Source organism: Bradyrhizobium vignae (assembly GCF_004114425.1).
GTDB classification, from domain to species: Bacteria; Pseudomonadota; Alphaproteobacteria; order Rhizobiales; family Xanthobacteraceae; genus Bradyrhizobium; species Bradyrhizobium vignae.
Genome location: NZ_RDQF01000032.1, coordinates 19,292 through 41,033, shown reverse-complemented (window position 1 = coordinate 41,033; position 21,742 = coordinate 19,292). Strand labels below are relative to the sequence as shown.

General features: G+C 64.2%; 19 protein-coding genes and 2 tRNA genes. 6 read left to right on the top strand and 15 right to left on the bottom strand.

From position 1 onward, the window contains the following. The first annotated feature begins 63 nt into the window (after nt 1-63). Complete coding sequence (locus EAV90_RS24400) at nt 64-468, top strand: GFA family protein (RefSeq protein ID WP_122402983.1); 405 nt, start codon at nt 64-66, stop codon at nt 466-468. Between the two features lie 63 nt (nt 469-531). Continuing rightward, nucleotides 532-608, top strand: a tRNA-Val gene (locus EAV90_RS24395). Between the two features lie 192 nt (nt 609-800). Here EAV90_RS24395 and EAV90_RS24390 read toward each other — a convergent pair. After that, the gene (locus EAV90_RS24390) at nt 801-1,160 is read right to left on the bottom strand and encodes a hypothetical protein (protein ID WP_122402984.1); all 360 of its coding nucleotides are present in this window, start codon (nt 1,158-1,160) and stop codon (nt 801-803) included. A 254-nt stretch (nt 1,161-1,414) separates the two neighbouring features. Here EAV90_RS24390 and EAV90_RS24385 point away from each other — a divergent pair, with 254 nt between their 5' ends. After that, on the top strand, nt 1,415-2,275 hold the full coding sequence (locus tag EAV90_RS24385) for a class I SAM-dependent methyltransferase (RefSeq protein WP_164937088.1): 861 nt from the start codon (nt 1,415-1,417) through the stop codon (nt 2,273-2,275). Nucleotides 2,276-2,422: 147 nt separating this feature from the next. Here the strand turns inward: EAV90_RS24385 and EAV90_RS24380 are convergent, their stop codons facing one another. From EAV90_RS24380 to EAV90_RS24355, 6 genes are all read right to left on the bottom strand, one after another. Next, nucleotides 2,423-3,385, bottom strand: coding sequence for a cation diffusion facilitator family transporter (locus tag EAV90_RS24380; protein WP_162500252.1), 963 nt, complete (start codon nt 3,383-3,385; stop codon nt 2,423-2,425). Between the two features lie 2 nt (nt 3,386-3,387). Continuing rightward, nucleotides 3,388-6,600, bottom strand: a complete 3,213-nt coding sequence (locus EAV90_RS24375; protein WP_122402985.1) for an efflux RND transporter permease subunit — start codon at nt 6,598-6,600, stop codon at nt 3,388-3,390. Then, the gene (ihpB, locus tag EAV90_RS24370) at nt 6,593-7,570 is read right to left on the bottom strand and encodes a divalent metal ion exporter adaptor subunit IhpB (protein ID WP_122402986.1); all 978 of its coding nucleotides are present in this window, start codon (nt 7,568-7,570) and stop codon (nt 6,593-6,595) included. The genes EAV90_RS24375 and ihpB overlap by 8 nt, the downstream gene beginning before the upstream one ends. Further along, nucleotides 7,567-8,841, bottom strand: coding sequence for a divalent metal ion exporter subunit IhpA (ihpA, locus tag EAV90_RS24365; protein WP_129144924.1), 1,275 nt, complete (start codon nt 8,839-8,841; stop codon nt 7,567-7,569). The genes ihpB and ihpA overlap by 4 nt, the downstream gene beginning before the upstream one ends. Nucleotides 8,842-8,896: 55 nt before the next feature. Then, complete coding sequence (locus EAV90_RS24360) at nt 8,897-9,262, bottom strand: hypothetical protein (RefSeq protein ID WP_122402988.1); 366 nt, start codon at nt 9,260-9,262, stop codon at nt 8,897-8,899. Nucleotides 9,263-9,382: 120 nt separating this feature from the next. Beyond that, complete coding sequence (locus tag EAV90_RS24355; RefSeq protein ID WP_122402989.1) at nt 9,383-9,619, bottom strand: hypothetical protein; 237 nt, start codon at nt 9,617-9,619, stop codon at nt 9,383-9,385. A 360-nt stretch (nt 9,620-9,979) separates the two neighbouring features. On the opposite strand from EAV90_RS24355, the gene EAV90_RS24350 reads away from it, so the two are divergent. After that, a complete protein-coding gene (locus tag EAV90_RS24350) occupies nt 9,980-10,870 on the top strand; it encodes a hypothetical protein (RefSeq protein ID WP_122402990.1) in 891 nt (296 codons plus the stop codon). Between the two features lie 64 nt (nt 10,871-10,934). On the opposite strand, the gene EAV90_RS24345 is transcribed toward EAV90_RS24350, so the two are convergent. The 8 genes from EAV90_RS24345 to EAV90_RS24305 form a co-directional block, all read right to left on the bottom strand. Then, nucleotides 10,935-12,065 (bottom strand): MFS transporter, encoded by a 1,131-nt coding sequence (locus EAV90_RS24345; protein WP_244607987.1) that lies wholly within the window; start codon nt 12,063-12,065, stop codon nt 10,935-10,937. Between the two features lie 361 nt (nt 12,066-12,426). Then, nucleotides 12,427-13,677 (bottom strand): peptidase T, encoded by a 1,251-nt coding sequence (pepT, locus tag EAV90_RS24340; protein WP_122402991.1) that lies wholly within the window; start codon nt 13,675-13,677, stop codon nt 12,427-12,429. A gap of 117 nt (nt 13,678-13,794) precedes the next feature. Further along, nucleotides 13,795-14,124: an HU family DNA-binding protein gene (locus EAV90_RS24335; protein WP_122402992.1), complete on the bottom strand. Its 330-nt coding sequence runs from the start codon at nt 14,122-14,124 to the stop codon at nt 13,795-13,797. 547 nt (nt 14,125-14,671) lie between these two features. After that, complete coding sequence (locus EAV90_RS39665; protein WP_164937087.1) at nt 14,672-14,824, bottom strand: hypothetical protein; 153 nt, start codon at nt 14,822-14,824, stop codon at nt 14,672-14,674. A gap of 313 nt (nt 14,825-15,137) precedes the next feature. Beyond that, entirely contained in the window at nt 15,138-15,359 is a 222-nt protein-coding gene (locus EAV90_RS24330; protein WP_122402993.1) for a hypothetical protein, read from the bottom strand. 950 nt (nt 15,360-16,309) lie between these two features. Next, the gene (locus tag EAV90_RS24315) at nt 16,310-16,672 is read right to left on the bottom strand and encodes a hypothetical protein (RefSeq protein ID WP_122402996.1); all 363 of its coding nucleotides are present in this window, start codon (nt 16,670-16,672) and stop codon (nt 16,310-16,312) included. 762 nt (nt 16,673-17,434) lie between these two features. Continuing rightward, nucleotides 17,435-17,511: transfer RNA gene (locus EAV90_RS24310), tRNA-Asp, on the bottom strand. A 161-nt stretch (nt 17,512-17,672) separates the two neighbouring features. Then, nucleotides 17,673-17,876, bottom strand: coding sequence for a hypothetical protein (locus EAV90_RS24305; protein ID WP_122406638.1), 204 nt, complete (start codon nt 17,874-17,876; stop codon nt 17,673-17,675). Nucleotides 17,877-18,390: 514 nt separating this feature from the next. Between EAV90_RS24305 and EAV90_RS24300 the strand changes: the two genes are divergently transcribed. Both EAV90_RS24300 and EAV90_RS24295 read left to right on the top strand, forming a co-directional pair. Further along, on the top strand, nt 18,391-18,906 hold the full coding sequence (locus tag EAV90_RS24300) for a MarR family winged helix-turn-helix transcriptional regulator (RefSeq protein ID WP_122402998.1): 516 nt from the start codon (nt 18,391-18,393) through the stop codon (nt 18,904-18,906). A gap of 174 nt (nt 18,907-19,080) precedes the next feature. After that, a complete protein-coding gene (locus EAV90_RS24295; protein ID WP_162500254.1) occupies nt 19,081-21,330 on the top strand; it encodes a TonB-dependent siderophore receptor in 2,250 nt (749 codons plus the stop codon). The last annotated feature ends 412 nt before the right edge of the window (nt 21,331-21,742 follow it).

Sequence of the window (21,742 nt, the reverse complement as noted above, 5' to 3'; positions counted from 1 at the left end):
ATTGATAGATGATAAAACGGCGCCTCCGGGCGCCGTTTTTGTTTGTGGCGAGGAGAGGAGGCAATGCAGGTCGACGGGCAATGCCATTGCGGCAAGATCACCTACGAGGCCGAGATCGACCCAGAGGCGGTCTCGGTGTGCCACTGCACCGATTGCCAGACGCTGACGGGTTCGCCGTTCCGGGTGACCGCGATCTGCGCCAAGTCCGATGTCCGCCTGACCGCCGGCGCGCCAAAGCTCTACGGCAAGCGCGGCGACAACGGCCGGATGCGCTTCCAGCACTTCTGTGCCGACTGCGGTTCCCCGCTGTTCACCAGCGGCGAGGGCGACCAGGCCGACGATTGGGGCATCCGCTGGGGCAGCATCCGCCAGCGCGACCAATTACGGCCCTCCAGGCAGATATGGTGCCAGTCGGCGGCGGTGTGGATCGACGCCGTGCCGCTGTTGCCGGGGCGGCCGCAGGATTGAGGTCCAGGAAATGAAGTTCCGCGCTTGCCCGTCCAGGGCCTGTGAGGCTAAAGAGGCGGCCGGGGGCGGTTAGCTCAGCTGGTTAGAGCATCTCGTTTACACCGAGAGGGTCCGCGGTTCGAATCCGTGACCGCCCACCAGTCTTCGCTTTGCGGGGCCAAGCAGGCTGCCATGCCGGGCGACCAATTGGAGCATGGCATCAGCGCAAAGCCTCCATTCGTTGCGGCTGGCTAGTTCGTTCGAAAGGCTGCAAACCTCGGTCGGACGTGCCAACGGCCCCGTGGAGCGGTCACGTGCCCCACAGTGGCGCGTCGTCATTCCCGATGGAAATGTCAGGCCGTCTTGGTAAATAGTGTCAGGACACCTTCGGCAATGTTGATCGCAACGACCTGCGACGAAGTCAGCCCCTTCGCCTTCAGCGCGGACGCCGCCTGGGGCGTTGCATCAATCGTTTTCCGGAGCGACTGAATATCGTCATCGCTTGTCTGTGCGACGATTTCATCGACCTTCGAGCGCACGGCTGGTTGCAGGTCCTTGATGTCGATGACCTGGATCTGACGGATGACGGTGCTCTGAGCGGGCGATGATTCTGTTCCCGGTTGCGACGATGTTCCTTGCGCCTGCACGAAGGTCGGCGTCCCGAAGGAGAGGGTTGCGATGATGAGGGGGCCCATGATGCTGCGCATGGTCATGCCTTTCCAAGGTGAGCAACCTGAAAATGCTATCCACGAAATCTGGTTGTCGTCTGCTTCTGATGGGGCCATTCGGTGAAAGCTATGCGACCAAAATGCGAGCACTTCCTGCCGGAAAGCGCGGCCAATTCTCGACAGCAGCGACTGTGTGGTCCTTGCAGAAAATTGCGCTACGATCCGGGCGGGGATCCGACCAGGTGACCCCCCGCAATTGCGGGACGGGCGGATCGACAATGCTAGGGATCAAAGACCTGATGGAACAGCCGAGCGGACACGAGCAGAACGCCGACCAGATCGCCTATTGGAACGGCCCGAGCGGGCAGCGCTGGGCCGATCGCCACGCGGTGCAGGAGAAGCTGCTCGGGCCGATTGCCGATGTGCTGATCGACCGCGCCAAGCCGAAGCCGGGCGAGCGTGTCATCGACGTCGGCTGCGGCTCCGGTGCGACGACGGTGGCATTCGCGAAGGTAGCGGCGCCTGACGGCTTCGCGCTCGGCCTCGACGTGTCCGAGCCGATGCTGTCGCAGGCGCGGGCTCTTGCGCCAAAGGGCCTGCCGCTCGAGTTCGTGCTGGCGGATGCGACGGTGCATCCGTTCGAGCCGGCGAGCTTCGATCTGCTGGCGTCGCGCTTCGGCGTAATGTTCTTTGCCGACCCTATTGCGTCCTTCATCAATTTGCGTCGCGCGCTGAGGCCGACAGGGCGGCTTGCTTTCGTCTGCTGGCGCGAGCCGAAGGAAAATCCCTGGATGATGGCGCCGCTGATGGCGGTCTACAAGCATGTGCCGAAGATGCCGCCGGTCGGGCCGGAGGAGCCGGGCCCGTTCGCCTTTGCGTCAGAGGAGCGCGTGACGCGCATCCTGAAGGGTGCAGGCTTCGCGGATGTGGCAATGGAGCCGCATGATCTCGCGATGGACATTGCGATCGGCGGCGGTCTCGATGCCGCCGTCGACGGCTCGCTGCAGATCGGTCCGGCCAGCCGCGCGCTGCAGGGCCATCCGGCCGAGACCTATGAAGCGGCCAAAGCCTCGATCCGCGAAACGCTCGCGCCATTCCTGAAGGGGCAAAGCGTGGTGCTGCAGGGCGCGATCTGGATCGTGACGGCGAGGGCTGCGTAGGCCCGTTTTCTCCACACCCGTCGTTGCGAGGAGCCCGCGACAAGATTGCGAAGCAATTTGCGCTGGCGACGAAGCAATCCTGGATCTTCCCGCGGCGGCAGCCTGGATTGCTTTCGCTGCGCTCGCAATGACGACGTGGATGGTTCCTCACACCACATCATCCGGCGCGAGCGCGCAGCCATTGTCGGGATGCGTCTCGACCTGAAGCGTGGTGTGGCCGATGCGGAAGGATGACTTGAGGAGTTGCGCCGTCTGCATCAGGAATGCGTCGTCCGTGCCGGCGGGCATGACGAGGTGGCAGGTCAGCGCCGTCTCGGTGGTCGAGATCGGCCAGACGTGGAGATCGTGGATCCCTGAGACGCCCGGCCGCGCCAGCAGGAACGCCCTGATTGCCGCCACGTCGATGGCTCTTGGCGCCGCCGCCATGGACATGTCGATCGAGCCGCGCAAGAGGCTCGTCGTGCTCCAGAGGATGGTGGCGCAGATCACGAGGCTGGTGACGGGATCGAGCCAAAGCCAACCCGTCCAGACGATCAGTGCCGCCGAGACGACCACGCCGAGCGAGACCCCGGCGTCTGCGGCCATGTGCAGGTACGCGCCTTCGATGTTGATGTCGTCCTTGCGCCCGCGCGCGAAGAGCATGGCGCTAAAACCGTTGATGAGGATGCCGATGCCGGCGACCACCATCACCGTCACGCCGGCAACCGGCTCCGGCTGGCGCAGGCGCAGGATCGCCTCCCAGCCGATCGCGCCGGTTGCGACCAGCAGGAACACCGCATTGGCAAGTGCCGCGAGGATGGTGGAGGCGCGCAGGCCATAAGTGAAGCGGCCGCTCGGAGCGCGGCGTGCTGCAATCGAGGCGCCCCAGGCCACCACCAGGCCGAGCACGTCGGAAAGGTTATGGCCGGCGTCGGCCAGCAGGGCGGTGGAGTTGCCGAGATAGCCGTAGGTCGCTTCGGCCACGACCAGTGCTGTGTTGAGCGAGATGCCGATCGCGAACGCCTTGCCGAAATTGGCGGGGGCATGAACATGGCCGTGGCTGTGACCACGATCATGGCCATGCCCGGCATGGTCATGATGGTGATGCCCGTGATGATCGTGGCCGGCCACCTCTAGCGCTCCGCGGATGCAGTCAAATCAGGCGCCATTGTAGGCGCTTCGGGCGTCACGTCACGACGGAAGAGGACGTAGAGCGCCGGCAGCACCAAGAGCGTGAGCACCGTGGAGGAGATGATGCCGCCGATCACGACGGTCGCAAGCGGCCGCTGCACCTCGGCGCCGGCGCCGGTGGCGAGCGCCATCGGCACGAAACCGAGCGAGGCGACGAGGGCCGTCATCAGCACCGGGCGCAGCCGCGTCAGCGCGCCCTCGCGTACGGCAGCCACGACGGATCGCCCCTCGCTGCGCAGCCGCTCGATGAAGGCGATGATGACGAGCCCGTTGAGCACGGCAACGCCCGATAGCGCGATGAAGCCGACGCCGGCGCTGATGGACAGGGGAATGTCGCGCAGCAGCAGCGCCGCGACACCACCGGTCAGCGCCAGCGGCACGCCGGAGAACACCAGCGCCGCATCCGCCGCCGATCCCATGCCCATGAACAGCAGCAGGAACACCAGAAGCAGCGCCACCGGCACCACGATCGTCAGCCGTTTGGTGGCGGACACCAGCTGCTCGAACTGTCCGCCCCAGCCGATGAAGTAACCCGGCGGCAGCTTGACCTTCTCGGCGACGGCGGCTTGCGCCTCGGCAACGAAAGAGCGCAGATCGCGCCCGCGGACATTGGCCATGACCACGACGCGGCGCTTGCCGTTCTCGCGGCTGATCTGGTTGGGGCCCGGCGCGATCTCGATTGCCGCAACGGAGGAGAGCGGCACATAGCGTGGCGTCGTCCCGGATGCCCCCGGCCAGGCGGTTTTCGTGACGGCCGCGATATCCTCGCCCGGCGGCAGCGGGATCGGCAGCGACTTGATCGTATCGGGATCGGCCCGCAGGCTTTCCGGCAGCCGCACCACGATGTCGAAGCGCCGATCGCCCTCGAACAGCTTGCCGACCGGCTTGCCGCCGATCGCGATCTCGACGAGGTTTTGCACCTCGCTGAGGCTGAGGCCGTAGCGCGACAGCGCCTGGCGGTCGAGCTTGACGGTGAGGATCGGCAGGCCCGCGATCTGCTCGGTCTTGATGTCGGCGGCGCCCTCGATGCCGCGAACCACGCCGTTGACCTGCTGGGCGATGCCGGCGAGCACGTCGAGATCGTCGCCGAAGATCTTGACGCCGACGTCGCTGCGGATGCCGGCGATGAGCTCGTTGAAGCGCATCTGGATCGGCTGGGTCATGCCATAGGCACTACCGGGCAAGGTGTTGGCGGCGCGTTCGAGCTCGGCCACCACCTCGTCCTTCGGCTTGGCCGGGTCGGGCCATTCCTCGCGCGGCTTCAGCGTGACATAGGTGTCGGCGACATTCGGCGGCATCGGGTCGTTGGCGATCTCGGCGGTGCCGATCTTGGAGAAGATGGTCGCGACCTCCGGCACCTGCTTGATCGCCTTTTCCAGGCGGAGCTGCATGTCGACGCTCTGGGTCAGGCTGGTGCCGGGAATCCGGATGGTCTCGATGGTGATGTCGCCTTCATCGAGGTTCGGAATGAACTCGCCGCCCATGCGCGTTGCGGCGAAGATGCTGCCGGCGACGATCAGCAGGGCGCCGAGCGCGACACTGCCGCGATAACGGATCGCGCGGTCGAGCAGGGGCAGATAGAGCCGCTTGGCGGCCCGCATGAAGACGTTCTCCGTCTCCGCGACCTTGCCGGTGACGACAATCGCAACCGCGGCGGGGACGAACGTGACCGACAGCAGCGCCGCGCCCGCAAGCGCCATCAGCACGGTCAGCGCCATCGGCGTGAACATCTTGCCCTCGGTCCCGGACAGGGTGAGGACCGGAAGATAGACCACGGCGATGATGAGCGTGCCGAACAGGCTCGGCTTGATCACCTCGCCGCTTCCCATGCGGATGGTCTGGAGGCGTTCGTCCAGCGTCAGCAGCCGGCCGCGGCGGTGCTGCTCGGCGGCAAGCAGCCGCAGGCAGTTCTCGACGATGATGACCGCGCCGTCGACGATGATGCCGAAATCGATCGCGCCCAGACTCATCAGATTGGCGCTGACCTTGCTCTCGACCATGCCCGTGATCGTGAACAGCATGGAGAGGGGGATGACGCAGGCCGTGATCAGCGCGGCGCGGATGTTGCCGAGGATCAGGAACAGCACCGCGATCACCAGCGCCGCACCCTCGACGAGGTTCTTCTCGACGGTCTGGATGGTGGCTTCCACCAGATGCGTGCGGTCGTAGACGGCGCGCGCGATCACGCCGTCGGGGAGCGATTTGGCGATCTCCGCGAGCCTGGCCTTCACGCGCTGGGCCACGGTGCGGCTGTTCTCGCCGATCAGCAGCATGGCGGTGCCGAGCACCGTCTCGCCGCCGTTCGCCGTCGCAGCACCGGTGCGCAGGTCCTTGCCTTCGCTGACCTCGGCGACATCGCGGATGCGCACCGGCACGCCGCCGCGCGAGCCGATCACGATGCCCCTGATGTCCTCGATATTGGCGACCTGGCCGGGAGCGCGGACGAGATATTGCTCGCCGTTGCGCTCGATATAGCCGGCGCCGACATTGGCATTGTTGGCGGCCAGCGCCGTCATGATGTCGCGGAAGCCGAGCTTGTAGGCCATCAGCTGACCCGGAATCGGCAGCACATGGAATTGCCGCTCATAGCCGCCGATCGAGTTGACCTCGATCACGCCGGGAATGGTGCGCAGCTGCGGCTTGATGATCCAGTCCTGGATGGTGCGCAGCTCCGTCGGCGTGAACTCGGCACCCGCCGGCGACTTTGCGCCGGCCTTTGCCTCGACCGAGTAGACGTAGATCTCACCGAGCCCGGTCGAGATCGGTCCCATCGCGACCTCCGTGCCTGCAGGCAATTGGTCCTTCGCCTGCTGGATGCGTTCGTTCACGAGCTGGCGCGCGAAATAGATGTCGGTGCCGTCCTGGAACACGACGGTGACCTGGCTCAGGCCGTAGCGCGAGATCGAGCGGGTGTAGTCGAGCCTGGGCAAGCCGCCCATTGCAGTCTCGAGCGGAAAGGTGATGCGCTGCTCGGCCTCGAGCGGCGACAGCCCCGGCGCGTGCGTGTTGATCTGGACCTGGACGTTGGTCACGTCAGGCACGGCATCGATCGGCAGGCGCGTGAAATTCCAGGCGCCAAGGGCACCGGCGGCGAGGGCGAGCAGGACCACGAGCCAGCGCTGGCGGACCGAGAAGGCGAGGAGGGCGTCAATCATGATCGGCGTCTCCCTTGCCCATCTCCGCCTTGACCACAAAACTGTTCTCGGCGACGTAGCGCTCGCCGGCCGAAAGGCCCGCGCGGATCTCCACGAATTTCGGATCGGAGTCGCCAAGCTCCACCGGGCGCGCCTCGATCTTGTCGCCATCCTCGCGGACGAACACGATGGTCTTGTTCTCCAGCGTCTGGATCGCGCTTCGGCGCACGGCAACCGCGACATTGCGCGCGGCGAGGATCAGCCGCGCCGTGACGAACAGGCCGGGACGAAGCCGGCCGTCGGGGTTGGCCAGCACCACCCGCGCCAGCGCGGTCTGGGTCTCGCTCGAACCGATCGGCGCCATGTAGGAGATGGTGCCCTTGATCTCGCCGCGGCCGTCGTCGGGATCGATCAGCACCTCGTCGTTGATGCGGACGCGCCTGAGGTCCTGCCGGTAGATCGACAGATCGACCCAGATGGTCGAGAGATCGGCGACCACGAAGGCCGGTTTCTGCTCGGAGGCGTATTCGCCGAGCGAGATCTGCCGCTCGATGATGGTGCCGGCGATCGGCGCCTTGAGCTCGTAGACGGTGAGGCTCTGGTTGCTCTCGATCGCGGCGAGCAGATCGTCCTTGCCGACCTTCTCGCCGATGCGCTTCAGGATGGATTTGACGACGCCCGGAAAGCGCGGCGTCACCTGCACCACCGTTTCCTGATTGGCACGCAGGATGCCATTGAAGGACAGCGTGTCGGTCAGTGTGGCGCTTGCGGCCTCCGCCAGGCTCACGCCGGCGGCTGCCAGCTTGACGTCGGAGATGCGGATGCGGTCGGCGCCGTGCTCGTCCTGCTCGACATGGTTGTTCGGCTTCTTCTGTTCGGAATGCTCGGTATGCTCGGTGTGTGCGAGCTTGGCCGGGGCGAGCCGGGAATAGCCGTAGGCGCCGAGCGCTGCGGCAACGATGGCGATGAGAATGGTGGAGGAGGTCCTCATCGTGCGCTCTCCCGCGCCAGCGTGAAGGGGTTGCCGACGAGGCCTTCGATGGTCGCGACCCCGGCATGGAAATTCTGCAGCGCCTCCTGCTCGCGCAGCCGCGCCTGGGTGACGCTCGCCTGGGCATCGAGCACCTCGAGCAGAGTGAAGCGGCCCTGTCCGTAGCCCTGCGAGATCGCCTCGGACGCTTCGACGGCCTTCGGGATCGCGACCTCGCGCAGCACCGCGAGCTCGCGCAGTGAGCCCTGCAGCGAGTCGTAGGCGCGCCCGGCGATCACGACCAGCGCGTTGCGGTTGGTCTCGCGCTCGGCGCGCGTCTTGGCGAGGCTCTCCTGCGCCGAAAGGATATTGCCCTGGTTCTGGTCGAAGACGGGGATCGGCACCGAGAGAGTGAGGCGCACGGCATCGTCATTGGTCTCGTTGAAATGGCGCCAGCCGGCGGCGATCCGCACGTCTGGATAGGGCTTGAGCCGCGCCAGCAGCAGCTCGGCATTGCGCTGCGCGTAAACGGCGGTCCAGCGCACCAGTTGCGGATTGGCATCGATGGCGGCGACCACCGACTGGAAGGTCGGCGGCTTGCCCGTGGTGTCGAGCCGGCCGGAGACTTCGCCGAATTTCGCGGCGGGATCGCCCATCAGCACCGCGAACTCGCGCCGGGCACTCGCCAGCGTCGCCTTGAAGCGCTCGCGGTCGGCCTTCACCAGCGCCGAGGCGACCTCGGCGCGGCCGGTCTCGGCCGGTGAGGAGGCGCCGGCCTCGACGCGGCGGCGGAGCAGCGGCGTCAGGCGGTCGATCGCCGCGATCTGCTCGTCGAGGATCTGGATGCGCCGCTGTGCGCCGAGCACGCTGAGGAAGGCGATCGCGGTCTCCGACAGCACCTCCAGCCTGACGGCCTTGCGCTGGATCGCCGCGACCTCGACCCCAGCCGCCCCGGCTGCAATCCGCGCGTCGCGCTTGCCGAACAGCTCGAAGGCCTGGCTGATCTGCAGCGTGGTCTCCGCCGATCGCGTCCCGCGATATTTGCCGGAGCCGAATGAATCGTCCTGTTCGTAGGACAGTTCCGGATTGAGCAGCGCGCCCGCCTGGATGCGCTGGCCCGTGGCGATGCCGACGTCGCGCTCCGCCGCCGTCAGCCGCGGGCTCGCCGCCAGCGCGCGCGACAACGCGCTGCGCATCGTCAAAGTCTGGGCGTGAGACGGAGCTAGCGCCACTTCGGCAATCAGACACGCCGCCGCGCACGCGAGGCGCGCAGCCATTCCCCTGCGAAACATGAAACCGACCTGTGAAGGATGAACCTAACGGGCGCGGGCCGCCCGACCAATCCGTTCAGGCAGTATGTTTGGGAGGCGGGGAGTCGGTATCCAGGACAATTCCGGCGAGCCTGGGTGCACGTTGCGGGCTCGCTGCGGACACGAGCATGACCGATGCGGTCAATGGCGCCGGCTGCGTCACCGTCAGCGAGAAGCAGCCATGGCAGTGATGGCTGCCGATGACCTTAGGGTGGTCGCCGTGGCCCGGGGGGCCATCAAGGACCGTAGCGATCTCCGAGCCGCCGCCGGGCGTGGTCACGTCGATGTCGTGCGAGCCGTGCAGCGTGCTCGCGAGCAGGTAGACCACCGCGATCAGCACGGACAGCAGCCCGCGCCAGTTGCGCGAGCGGCACGATCCCGAGGGCTGGCGGTTTGCGAGCACGACGTTACTCTGGTTGCGGTCTGTGCTCGGCCTAGCATGGGCGCGGGAACAGTGTCGACCCGCAACATTGTTACGTCCTTGGAACAATTGCCGCACCGGTGGATACGTCGCCAGCGCCTATCACTGGCGGATAATGACGCGCCGATGCGGGGCCATGGCTGCGACCGTGGGGGCCGGCTCCGGAGCGTCGCTGCCGTCGTCAGCCTCCATGGTGATGACGGCGTGACAGCTCGCTTCCATCGCCTGTTCCAGCCATTTGATGGCTTCGTCAATCCATTGGTCGTGGTGCTCGGGATCGGCGAGGGCCTTCTCCCGAAATGCATTCGCCTGATGCAGGCATGCCGTTCTGCGATCCACGCGCCTCTCCTGACCTGGAGGTTCCGCCCCGTCGCATCATCAATGATCCCGGCCCTTGCGTCGTTAACATGGGACAGGGACAGCCAAAGCTGGCCGCAACGCGGAAAGGCCCCAGCCGGACGAACCGGCTGAGGCCTCATGTGCTCACATTCTCTATCCTTGGGACTTGAGCGGATAACCCGCATCTTCCACGTTCGTTCCAGGCGATCCGTCCAATTTGGAACGTTCCTCATACCTCGCGATTAGCGAGCAGGAGAGACTGAGGAGGACGGACAATGGACGGACTGATTTATCTGATCGGCTTGATCGTCGTCATCATGGCGATCCTGTCGTTCTTCGGCTTGCGCTGAGAGCACCGCAATGACGGTTGAAACTCTCATGCGGGAAGAGGTCATGGAAGGCGGCATGGCGGGCGAGGCTCCTCGAACCATACAGTGGAGTTCCGTGTTCGCAGGCGCGCTTGCGGCGGGCGCAATGTCGTTCATCCTGGTGAGCTTTGGTGTTGCCATCGGCCTTGGCGTCAGTTCGGCTTCGCCGACATGGCGCGATGCCTCGGCAGCGCTGGCGCTGCTCTCGGGGCTGTATCTGATCATCCAGGCCATCATCAGCTTCGGCTTCGGCGGTTATATCGCCGGCCGGACAACGCGACCGGCGCCGGCGCCGGCCAAGATCGAGGACGATGACGAGCGGCGCGACGGCTTGCATGGCCTGACGTCCTGGGCTCTCGCTGTGCTCCTGGGCGCAGCTCTGCTGGCTCTTCTTGGCGCTGCTGCGATCGATCGTTCGCCGATGCGCAGCTCGGCGAGCAACACGTCCGCGGCCGAGCCGCTGTTGAGCTATGAGCTCGACAAGCTGTTCCGCGCGCCGCGCCGCCCGCCGAACACCGATCTGAGGGAAGGACGCGCGGAAGCGGGACGGATCCTGATGACGTCGTCCAGCCACAGCGGTGTCAGCACGGACGACCGGACCTACCTCGTGCAACAGGTCGCGGCTGTGACGGGCCTTGCGGCACCTGACGCCGAACGGCGGGTCGACACCCTGATCGCAGAGTCAAAGACGGCCATCAACCGTGCCAGGCGCAACTCGATCATCGTGGCGTTCTCGGTCGCAGCCGCGACCCTGGTCGGCGCCGCGGTGGCATGGGCTGCCGCCGTCGCCGGTGGACGGCATCGGGATGGAGAGCCGTTGCCGAACTGGATGGCGAGCGCCAACCGCTTCCATCGCAATCCACGCGCGATGCCGGTGCCGTAGGATCGCTCGCACAAGATCGTGTCGGCCGCTCTCGTTCGTGGAGGCGACCGACTTCCCCGGCTAATCACAGGGTGGGTGGTGGCGCTTGCGTTCGCCGCGCCAGAGCAAAGACCGGCACCGCCAATAGCTGCATCGCAATCGAAAACGCGATCAGCGCCGTCATCGAGCGGTCGTACAGCAGGCCGGTGACGATGCTTCCGGCCAGCCACCCAACCCCATAACCTGCATAGTACAGGCCGAACGCCAGGTTGCGCTTTCCCTCGGGAAGCACCTCGGCGACGAGCGCCTTGAGCAGGGTGTCCTGCGTCGCGTAGCCGACGCCCCACAACAGCATGCCGACGAGCACCAGCTGAAAGTCGCCGAGGAACACGAGCGGTGAGAACGGGGCGGAGAGGCACACCGCGCCGATCACCACGGGGAGACCGAGGTGATCGTAGAGCCTGCCCAGGGCGAGACTTGCGAGCACGCCGAACGCCGTCGAGGCCGCCAGCAAGACCGGAATCCACTGCTCGGATGCGATCTTCGATTTTGACAGATGGTACGAGATCAGCTCGAAGCTCATGAGCCCGGCGGCAAACAAGGCGCCCGCCAGCATGTACAGCCAGTACGGACGAGCGAAGCTTCGCGCCGGCGCCGTTTGGCCTTGCTCGAGCCGCGACGGCAATGGGAAATTCACGCGTGCGACGGCCAGCGCGAGGAGCGCGGACACGGCGGATATCAGCAGAAGCGCATAACCGGTCCGATAATCTCCTTTCAGGAGCAGGACCAGGGCGATCAGAAGCGGGCCAAGGGTGGCCCCGATCTCGTCCAGCGCGGTGTTGACGGCGTAGACCCATCCCTTGCCGAGCTCGCCCGTCGTGTAGGAGAGCATCGCCTCGACCGTCGGCTTGCGCAACGCGCGTCCGATTCTCTCAGCTAGAATGAATGCGGCTGCCGTCTGCCAATTCCAGGCAAGCGCCATGGCTGGGACGGCAAACAGGTTGATGACGTAACCAGCGAAAGTGATGAGCCAATAGCGACCGGTGCGGTCTGCGAGATAACCAGCACCGAGCCGCAGCGAATAGCCGAGAAACTCACCCGCGCCGGCTGTGATGCTGACGGCCGCCGCGCTGGCGCCGAGCGAAGCCATGAAGGGACCATTGATGCTCGCGCCGCCCTCGTAAGTGACGTCGCCGAACAGATTGACCACGCCCATTGTCAGCACGAAAGTGAAAGCGGGCGAGGCGTGCGCGGAAACTTTTTTCATAGCCCTGATCCTGCCGGGCTGGGGAGCCGCCGCTTACTGCGGCGTGAACTGCGCGAGGTCACGGATGCCCATCGTCTGCTCGAGTTCTGCGACGCGCGTGCTCCTCCGGTGAGGTCGGGGACCCCGCCTGGTCGGGCCATGGCGTCACAGCGGCGCTCTATCGGGGCATTCCGAGGCGGACGGGCGGTAACGGCCGGCGCATCGGCCGGTTCCTAGGCTCGGCCGCACCGGCGCGTTGTCGGGATGGGCGCAGCGGGAAGCCACCGTTCGCTCGGCCGCGCGCGGTGGCCGGGCCTGGTCGGTATGAGACCTAGGCCCGTTCCTCCCAGATCATGGCCAGATGCACGATCGTCTGCACGGCCTTTTCCATGTCCTGCCGGCTCACCCATTCGAGCCGCGAATGAAACGCGTGCTCGCCGGCGAAGATGTTGGGGCAGGGCAGGCCCATGAAGGACAGGCGCGAGCCGTCGGTGCCGCCGCGGATCGCGGTGCGCATCGGACGCAGACCGGCACGGCGGATGGCTTCGATGGCGTATTCGAGAACGTGCGGGTGACGATCGATCACCTGCTTCATGTTGCGATACTGCTCGCGCACCTCGAACTTGTAGGTCGAGCGCGGATAGTCCTTCATCACGTCCTTGACGATGGTCTCGAGCAGGACCTCCTTCTCCTTCAGCCCTTCCTCGGTGAAGTCGCGGACGATGAAGGAGAGGGTCGCCTGCTCCAGCGCGCCCTCGATGCCGATCGGATGTAGAAAGCCCTGCTTGCCCGAGGTCGTCTCCGGCGAGCAGCCTTCCTTCGGCAGGCGCTCGATGATGGCGGCGGCGATCTTGATTGCGTGCTCCATCTTGCCCTTGGCGTAGCCGGGATGGGCGCTGACGCCATTGATGGTGATGGTGGCGCCGTCGGCCGAGAACGTCTCGTCCTCGACGCAGCCGGCGCTCTCGCCGTCCATGGTGTAACCGAAATCGGCGCCCAGCTTCTTCAGGTCGACATTGTCGACGCCGCGGCCGATCTCCTCGTCCGGCGTGAACAGGATCTTGATGGTGCCGTGCTTCACGTCGGGGTTGGTGAGGAAGAAATGCGCGGCATCCATGATCTCGGCGACGCCGGCCTTGTTGTCGGCCCCCAATAGCGTGGTGCCGTCGGTGGTGATGATGTCGTTGCCGATCTGGCTCTTCAGCGCGGGGTGCTCGGCGAAGCGGATCACCTGGCTGGTGTCGCCCGGCAGCACGATATCGCCGCCGCGATAGTTCTTCACGACCTGCGGCTTGACGTCCTTGCCGGTGACATCGGGCGAGGTGTCCATGTGCGAGCAGAAGCAGATCACCGGCACCTTCTTTTCGGTGTTGGCCGGGATGGTGCCGTAGACATAGCCGAAATCGTCGAGATGCGCGTCCTCGACGCCCATCGCCTTCAGTTCGGCGGCGAGCACGCGGCCAAGATCCTTCTGCTTCTCGGTCGAGGGCGAACTGGGGGATTCCGGATCGGACTGGGTATCGATGGTGACGTAGCGCAGGAAGCGCTCGGTCACGGTATGCGAAAAGGAGAGGGAGGACATTTCTGGTCAAACCGCCGGGTCTTGGGGAGCAGGTCTTGGGAAGCAGGCGGTATATCAGAAAAGCGGATCATGATGCGGCGAGAACGAGATCCGGTCAGGCCTAATGAATCGTACGTGCTAGATCGCCTCTTTCAGTTCCTTTACCGGGCGGAACGCGACCTTCCTGCTGGCCTTGATGTGAATCGCCTCGCCGGTGCCAGGATTGCGGCCGGTGCGGGCGGCGCGCTTGCGGACCTGGAGGATGCCAAGGCCCACGATACGGACACGGTCGCCCTTCTTGAGGTGCTTGGCGATCAGGTCGACCATGTCGGTCAGAACGGCCTCGGCGTGCTTTTTTGACAGGTCCTGGCGCTCCGCAATATCGGCGGCGAGGTGCTTGAGCGTGATCGTGGCGGGAGCGGCTGCCTTCTTCGCCGAATCCTTCTTCGCGGAATCCTTCTTAGCCATGAATGGCCTCCTCGGGTTATCCACCGACGGGGGAACCCCTGGAAGAGCCGAGAATGCGGGGATCCCTCTAAGTCCTTTCAGGCGTAGACGATTCGGGCGCGGGCTGACTATGCCGAGAGTTCCCGGTGGACCCACCGGCCGGGCAGATTACGTGGACTACGTGCAATGCCCACTTGAGTGCCTAGAAGTTGTGCCGTTCCATACCCGCCGAACGGATCTTCGGCGGGGAGGGATTGTTGTCTGAGGAATTTCAGCGGTTTGTCATTTTGAACCGAAGCGGGTCGCGATGCCGATGAGGGCGACGAGGATCGGATCAAGCGCGGAAAGAGGCCGCCGACACCGACGGCCTTTTGGGCGACTAGTGAGGAGAAACGATTGCGGCCACACTGAACGCCACCACGCAGGCAACGGCAAGTGACCAGAGCGCTATTGCGATCTCTCTAGGCATAGAGACGCAACACCACTTGATATCGGGGGTTCCTATACGGCGCGGCGGTACTTAAGCGCGCCTCTTACTGAGGCCAATACCGTCTTTCTGATAATTCGGCTACTCGTTTGAAGCTTGCAGCGCAGCTTCTAATTCCGCGACGATGTCGTGCAGGAGCCCGAGCGCGAGCGGATCGGTGACGTCGCGCTCCATCATGCGGTAGCGCATGATCTGATCTTCAAGCTCTTGCTGTTCCTCGCCGTCGTCGTCCATCGCGAAGTCTCCGCAATCAAGCATGACGCCGAACGAGGGCGATGGTTGCGGGGGATCTTGAAATATTTGAGCCGAAACTAAGGCATCCGGCACCCGCTATCCTGAGCGGGATGGGCGTTCCATTCAGAACATTCCGATCAGGATGAAAAGGCCGATCTCGACCACGAACGTCACGGCCATGATTGCGACCGTGAGGAACACATCGCCCACCGGGAGAGGGGTCATGGCGCGCCTCGCATGTTGCGAAGCCCCGAAGCCCAATAACCAACCTCCTGATCTCGGGAATGTTTCAGTTTCAAGCGGTCGGGATCGCCTACCGCAATTCGAGTTGCGTGATCGCCTGCGCTGAAATCTGTGCAGGGTCTTTGAGCCCTGTTTGGGCGATCTTTATGATTGTTTTCGCCACCAGTTCCGTGAGGGGATCGTCGCGATCTTTAACACATAGAGCACGCAAGGTTTGCTCGTAAGCCTTTGTAATACAAGCAATCTCTCTCGGTGCCATACCGTGGGTTTGCAAATGTAGGTAGATCCCCATGTCTCGCCCTTCAGCACGCCTACGAGGGACAATACCATGGAACCGTAGCTTCACCGAAAAAAATTGGAACCTATTAACGTATTTAAATTTATTTAATTCGTGCTAGTTTAATATTGGATCGCCCTAAAATAGAGGATTGGCCGCTATGCCCGCTGAAGACGACGACCGGCGTGAGTTTCTGAAGACTTGCGGAAAGTTCGCGGCGGTGACTCCGCCAACCATAACTATGCTGCTTTCGACCTCCCTCACGTCAAACGCTATTGCGCATTCCGGAGGTGGAGGCGTCCGGCACGAGCACCACGAACACCATCACCATCACCATCACGACCGCGATTAGGCGGGCAAGGACGATCAGAGACGATCGAGGCCGCCCGTGGAGGCGGCCTTAGTTCCTTGTAAGAGGTCGCGGTTCTTCCGCCATCGCATCGATTTCACCAGGGGCAAGCTCCCCAGTGCGGTCCTTTAGATCGGCCGCCCGCTGGATCAATCCCGACGCAACCTGCGGGTCCTTTGTTGTTTTTGCCATTCGCAGCAGCGTTGCTGCGGCCTCTCGGGCGAAGGAGGTGTAACGCGGCACGTTTTCATCCCATCGAAGGCCCCGTGGGATGAGTCAGAAACCCGGACTGCGTTCCGCAGCTTTGTACAAAAATGTACACAGGCAACAAAATGCCTCAGCTCCGGGGCTGACACCGAGCTGAGGCCTTGTGTCGGCATCACGTTTTCGAGGCGTGATCCGCAAGACCAACTTTGCTCCCGCTCCTCGGTTCCCAGTGCTTGCAAAGCAGGTCCCAATAATTACGGCCGAGTTCTCGCGCAGCTGCCTTCGCGATCTCGTGCGGTTCATGAGTGCCGACGCTGTCGCGAACGAGCGCCCGATTTGGCTGTTCAGCGTCCGCGCGAGCTGGCTTTCTCCGGGGCAGTCCAGCCGAGAGGCTTGCCTTCGGTTGCCATCAGCCGACGCCGCGCAGGGGCAGCGCGAGCTGCACGTCAAGGCGCCGTCTCGCGTTGGCTTTGATGAAGTCCTGCAGCGCTGGCCTGATCTCGGCGTCCGTGTTGGCGACGCGCTCGGCTAGCGCGTCGGCGACGTCGGGGGTCGCATCCCGTGACCAGCCCTCGACGGCATTGAAGCAGACGATCCTGACCGGGTAGGCGTATTGGCCGGAGATGATGTCCTGCAGCACGGTCTCGAGATCCGTGTCGCCCTCGTCGGTCTCGCGCCAGGCGCTGCCGGCGCATGCGCCGAAATCCTCGAGCACCAGGTAGATGTCGCGGTCGAGACGATCCGCCGGCACAATCGACGGCGAGGAACGCATACGCATACTCCGAAACTGTCGCTTCGGCGGAGAGTCGGCCCCGGCTTCGGGGCGTGGTGTGGGGGTAGGCCGGGGCCGCTCCACCAGCTCAAGCGGCGAGCCGGCGAGACTCTTAATCTGATCCCGTGACCTTCGTTCCCCGCGATCGGTCCTGCTCGGCGCGGTATCGGAACATCCGAAGCAGATTTGCTTTAGCTTGCTTCCTGAGTTCGCTGACGAGCATCACCATGCTTCGCATCGGTTCTTCATCGCCTCATCCCCCGGGAGCAGGGGGAGACCAATTCCGTACCTGCCCGCACTGCAACGGCCGATTGAGCCGGGTGGAACGTCTCCTTAATACCCGCAATGACAAGCCTGTGCGCATCTACAAGTGCGCCGATTGCCAGAAGCTCACTTGGGACGATTAGACCGGTGGCGTCAGCCCGTGCCCATGCGTGGCGGCTGAAAATCCGGCCGGACTTCGGCGCCGCGGTGACCGCATTTGCTGCACGTGAATTGCGGCTTTCGCCGAGGCTGATCTTGGGGCCCGGTGTCACGGCCCTCTTGTCGCACGTGTACGCAGCGAGAACAAAGGGGCCGCGGACTATTGGGCATCAGCGGCTTGGGCCGTGTGTGATTTTCGGCGCGCGAGCGCTCCGCGGCGGATTCGCACCGGTACGAACGAAGCCGGACCAAAAGTGTCAGGGCGCCGGCCATCCTGACACTCGAGTGTCGAAAGGTCCGTATCGGCCAAATCTAAGTGATTGATCTTCCGCCATTGAATGGCGCGAGAGACGGGGCTCGAACCCGCGACCTCCGGCGTGACAGGCCGGCGCTCTAACCAACTGAGCTACTCCCGCGTGGTTCGCTGGACGCGCGCGGAACGAGGGGGGACTTAAAGGGGGGACATGGTGAAGTCAAGGACGTTGCGCTTCCCCAGAGCGTCCCGGCTAAGCATTGCTCTGGAAAACGAAAAAGGCCGCCCCGGGGGCGGCCATTGGCCGGCTCGGAAGAGGCCGTATCAGCGAATCTCCGACGTCCCTGCGCTCGTTACCACCACCGGCTTGCCGGCCTTGATCACATGGCTCGACTGGGCGGTCTGGCTGTAATCGGCATGGGTGCGGGCTGCGATCCCGAAGCCGGCCACGACGATGCCAGCCACCAGCGCCACCACCACGATCTTCAGGTGGGTCGCACGATCAGCGGAGTGAATAGAGTGGTTCATCTGAGCCTCCCGACGGGCTTTACCGCCGTCTATGGCTCTTCTTCTAAGGACCATCTGTTTCCGGATGGTTTCGCGGGTTCCGCAAAATGGTTTCATTAAAGCATGATCCGGAAAAGTGCGAAGCGGTTTTCCGGAAAGATCATGCGTAAACAACAAGCTAAAGCGCGATGACGATTCATCCAAATCTCATCGCGCTTTAATACGCCCGCTTGGTTTCGCCGGGGTTGGCCGGAAGGGGCGTCAGGCGGGCGCCCGGCCGATGCCATCCCGGATCGCGCGGGCGGCCGAGATGAACAGCAGGGCGCCGAGCGTGGTCGTGACTGCGGCCGGGAGCGGGGAGTAGCGCACGGCGCGCCATAACGCCTTTAGAATGACGTTGACCCTGCCCACCCACCACGGGCGAGGCCGAGGTGGTCGCGCGGCCCACAATTTCGAGTGGTCCTCGCCGCGGCTTAGTTGCGCCCGCAGCGGCCCGGGCTTGGCACGCCCCGGCTTTCTTGGCAGAGGTGGAATCATGGGCCAGACCGAGAGCAGGGGCGGGTCGACGTCATCGAAAACGGACGAGAGCGAGCCGGCGGCGCCGATCACCGCGATGCTGTCGTCGCGGCTGATGGTGCTTGCCAATTTGCTCAAACGCGGCGCCATCCTGCGCTACAAGCGGCTGACTGGATTGAACTCGGTCGAGTTCGGTCTCGTCGCCTCGCTCGGACGGCGGCCGCCGATGAGTGTGGCGCGGCTCGCCGAAGCCGTCGGCCAGGACAAGGGACAGATCAGCCGTGCACTCGCAAATCTGCTGTCGCGCAAGCTGATCGCAAAAGCGGCCAATCCGAAGGACAGCCGCGAGGTGCTGATCTCGCTCACCGTGACGGGTCTCGCTGCGCATGATGCGATCGTCGATGGCGCGCAGGAGCGCAACCGCCGTCTGCTGGAGCATCTGAGCGAAGCCGAACTGCATGCACTGCTGCGGCAGGTCGATCAGCTCACGGCGATCGCCGCCGAGATGCTCGAGGCCGAGAAGAATTTGCGCTGATCTCGCTGCGGCACGCGGAACTATTGAAGCACTTCTAAGAGACTTTCTAAGAAGCTTTCAATTAGGGAAATCGCGCGCCCTCACATAAGTCGCCGCAAGCGCATGCCGTTCCGGGACAGGCGGCATGATGCATCGAACATGCAGCTTTGGGGTGGCGCGTTGAACAGTCTTGGAATGCTGCGGTCGGCCGTGTTGGCGACGGCATCCGCTTGGATCTTGATGCCGCAGGCATCGCTCGCACAGTCTTCGGCGCCGAGCGGCGCGCAGAATCTGCCGTCGGTGACCGTCACCGCGCCGGAAACCCGGAGACGTGCTGCTGCGACCCCACAGCGCCGTGCGACGCGATCGTCGGTGCAGACCGCCGACAGGAGCAAGCCCCAGCCGCAGCGCAATCTCGGCTTCGTCGAGACACCGCTTGGCCCGGTGAACGGTTTTGTCGCGGGTCGCAGCTCGTCCGGCACCAAGACCAACACGCCGATCATCGAGACACCGCAATCGGTCTCGGTGATCGGCGCCGAGCAGATCCGTGGCCAGAAGCCGAACAAGCTCGACGAGGTGCTGCGCTACACCGCTGGCGTTCGGGCAGGGACCTTCGGTGCGGACACCCGCAACGATTGGTGGTTGATCCGCGGCTTCAAGTCCGACGACGTCGGACTGTTCCTCGACGGTATGCAGTTGTTCTACACCTCCTATGCGAGCTGGCGTCTGCCGCCATCCAACATGGAGCGCGTCGAGGTGCTGCGCGGTCCTTCCGCCGTGCTCTATGGTGGTTCGAGCCCGAGCGGCATCGTCAACGTCATCAGCAAGATGCCGCCGGCCGAACCGATCCGCTACATCGAGACCGGCGTCAACAATTTCGGCAACGCCTATGTCGGCTTCGACGTCGGCGGGCCGATCGCAACCCAGCCCCAAGATGGCAAGCTGTTCTACCGCGTCGTCGGCGAGGTCAGGAACGGTGGCACGCAGGTCGCCTTCACGCCGGACAACAACTACTTCATCGCACCGTCATTCACCTGGAAGCCCGATGCCGACACAACCTTCACGGTTCTCGCATCGGCGTCGAAGACGGACACCCGCGGCATCAACTTCCTCCCGTACCAGGGCACGGTGACCGATGCGCCGTTCGGCAAGATTCCGACCAGCTTCTTCGTCGGCGATCCCAGTGTCGACAAGTTCACGCGCGAGCAGGAGATGCTCGGCTATCGGTTCGAGCGCAATCTCACTGACGACCTCACCTTTCGGCAGAACGCGCGGTTTGCGCATATCGACCTGACTTATCGCGGCTACATCGGCAACGGTTGGGAGAACATCAATACGGCCGTGATGGGCCGCTACAATTGGTACGCAAAGGACACCGCGAACCAGGCCAATCTCGACAACCAGCTGGAGTATCGCTTCAACACGGGACCGGTGCGGCACACGATGCTGTTCGGAGTGGATCTCAGGGGCTATCAGATCGACGACTACCAGAACTTCAATTTCGGCACCGTCCCTTCGATCAACGTCTTCAATCCCGTCTACGGTCTCGACATTCCGCTCACGGGCGCGCCGTTCCGCAACTTCCTCATCACGCAGAAGCAGGCGGGCACTTATCTCCAGGATCAGATGAAGCTCGGCAACTTCACACTGGTGGTGAGTGGTCGCAACGACTGGGTGGAGACGACGCAGGCGGGCCGCGACACCGGAGCCACGGTCGCAAGCCGCGACGACAGCAAGTTCAGCGGGCGAGCCGGGCTGATCTACAATTTCGAGAACGGCATCGCGCCCTACGTCTCCTATGCGACGAGCTACAACCCGGTCATCGGTCTCAACGCCAGCAACCAGCTGTTCCTGCCGGAGACCGGACAACAGGCCGAGATCGGCGTGAAGGTCGCGCCGAGGGGGTTCGACGGTTACTTCACGGCTTCGGTGTTCGACCTGAAGCGTCAGAACGTGGCGACGACCGCGGGCACGCCGATCTTGCTGAACCAGACCGGCGAGGTGACCTCTCGCGGCATCGAGCTCGAAGCGGTGGCCAATGCCACGAAGGAACTCAAGCTGATCGGCGCCTTCACCGCCTATCACCTCTTCAACAGCAGGGATCTCGATCCGTCGCTGGTCGGCAAGACGCCGACCAACACGCCTCAGCTTCTGGTCTCGGCGTGGGCCGACTACACCTTCAAGATAGGTCCGCTCGAAGGATTCGGTTTTGGCGGCGGCGTCCGTTACGTCGGCTCCTCCTGGGCCGACCCCGCCAACACGCTCGAGGTTCCCGCGGTGGTGCTTGGCGATCTCGCCCTTCATTACGAATGGCAGAACTGGCGCACGGCCATCAACGTGATCAACGTGACCGACAAGATCTACGTCGCGAGCTGTTCGTTCCCGACGTCCTGCTTCTATGGCGACCGTCGGCGCGTCACCGCGAGCGTCTCCTACAAATGGTGAGGACAGGCGAGGGCGGGGCCGTGGCGGCAGGCTGTGGGACTTGGACCGACGGGTCGTGAACGTCCTTCGGCTCCGCCTGGAGACAGCTGATCTGGCGTCACGATGAGCTCACGGGCCATGCCCCCCGGCCCGGAGCTCATCCGAGCGCGGCGCGAGCGACCAGCAAGTCGCCGCTGCCGCGCTCGTGGTCAGGTCCGGAGCTGACCGCCGACGCATTCGCCAGACGAGCCCCGGCCCTTTCGTGGCGCATGGCTCTCTGATCGTCCGCAGCTGTGGATAGGTGTCCTATGTTGCATCTGTCCCGATCGCGGCAGCGCCCTCAATGGCTCCTTGGCTGCACCGCTCGGGGGGACCCCCTGGAAAAAGGACCCTCGGCAAAATATGTCAAGGCGGCGGCCGGCTGTTGCCTGGG

Excerpts from the sequence above, each read along its gene's own strand:
- EAV90_RS24400 (WP_122402983.1), top strand. The coding sequence starts at position 64 with ATGCAGGTCGACGGGCAATGCCATTGCGGCAAGATCACCTACGAGGCC.
- EAV90_RS24390 (WP_122402984.1), bottom strand. The coding sequence starts at position 1,160 with ATGACCATGCGCAGCATCATGGGCCCCCTCATCATCGCAACCCTCTCC.
- EAV90_RS24385 (WP_164937088.1), top strand. The coding sequence starts at position 1,415 with ATGGAACAGCCGAGCGGACACGAGCAGAACGCCGACCAGATCGCCTAT.
- EAV90_RS24375 (WP_122402985.1), bottom strand. The coding sequence starts at position 6,600 with ATGATTGACGCCCTCCTCGCCTTCTCGGTCCGCCAGCGCTGGCTCGTG.
- ihpB (WP_122402986.1), bottom strand. The coding sequence starts at position 7,570 with ATGAGGACCTCCTCCACCATTCTCATCGCCATCGTTGCCGCAGCGCTC.
- ihpA (WP_129144924.1), bottom strand. The coding sequence starts at position 8,841 with ATGTTTCGCAGGGGAATGGCTGCGCGCCTCGCGTGCGCGGCGGCGTGT.
- EAV90_RS24350 (WP_122402990.1), top strand. The coding sequence starts at position 9,980 with ATGACGGTTGAAACTCTCATGCGGGAAGAGGTCATGGAAGGCGGCATG.
- EAV90_RS24345 (WP_244607987.1), bottom strand. The coding sequence starts at position 12,065 with ATGGGCGTGGTCAATCTGTTCGGCGACGTCACTTACGAGGGCGGCGCG.
- pepT (WP_122402991.1), bottom strand. The coding sequence starts at position 13,677 with ATGTCCTCCCTCTCCTTTTCGCATACCGTGACCGAGCGCTTCCTGCGC.
- EAV90_RS24335 (WP_122402992.1), bottom strand. The coding sequence starts at position 14,124 with ATGGCTAAGAAGGATTCCGCGAAGAAGGATTCGGCGAAGAAGGCAGCC.
- EAV90_RS39665 (WP_164937087.1), bottom strand. The coding sequence starts at position 14,824 with ATGGACGACGACGGCGAGGAACAGCAAGAGCTTGAAGATCAGATCATG.
- EAV90_RS24330 (WP_122402993.1), bottom strand. The coding sequence starts at position 15,359 with ATGGGGATCTACCTACATTTGCAAACCCACGGTATGGCACCGAGAGAG.
- EAV90_RS24315 (WP_122402996.1), bottom strand. The coding sequence starts at position 16,672 with ATGCGTTCCTCGCCGTCGATTGTGCCGGCGGATCGTCTCGACCGCGAC.
- EAV90_RS24305 (WP_122406638.1), bottom strand. The coding sequence starts at position 17,876 with ATGAACCACTCTATTCACTCCGCTGATCGTGCGACCCACCTGAAGATC.
- EAV90_RS24300 (WP_122402998.1), top strand. The coding sequence starts at position 18,391 with ATGGGCCAGACCGAGAGCAGGGGCGGGTCGACGTCATCGAAAACGGAC.
- EAV90_RS24295 (WP_162500254.1), top strand. The coding sequence starts at position 19,081 with ATGCTGCGGTCGGCCGTGTTGGCGACGGCATCCGCTTGGATCTTGATG.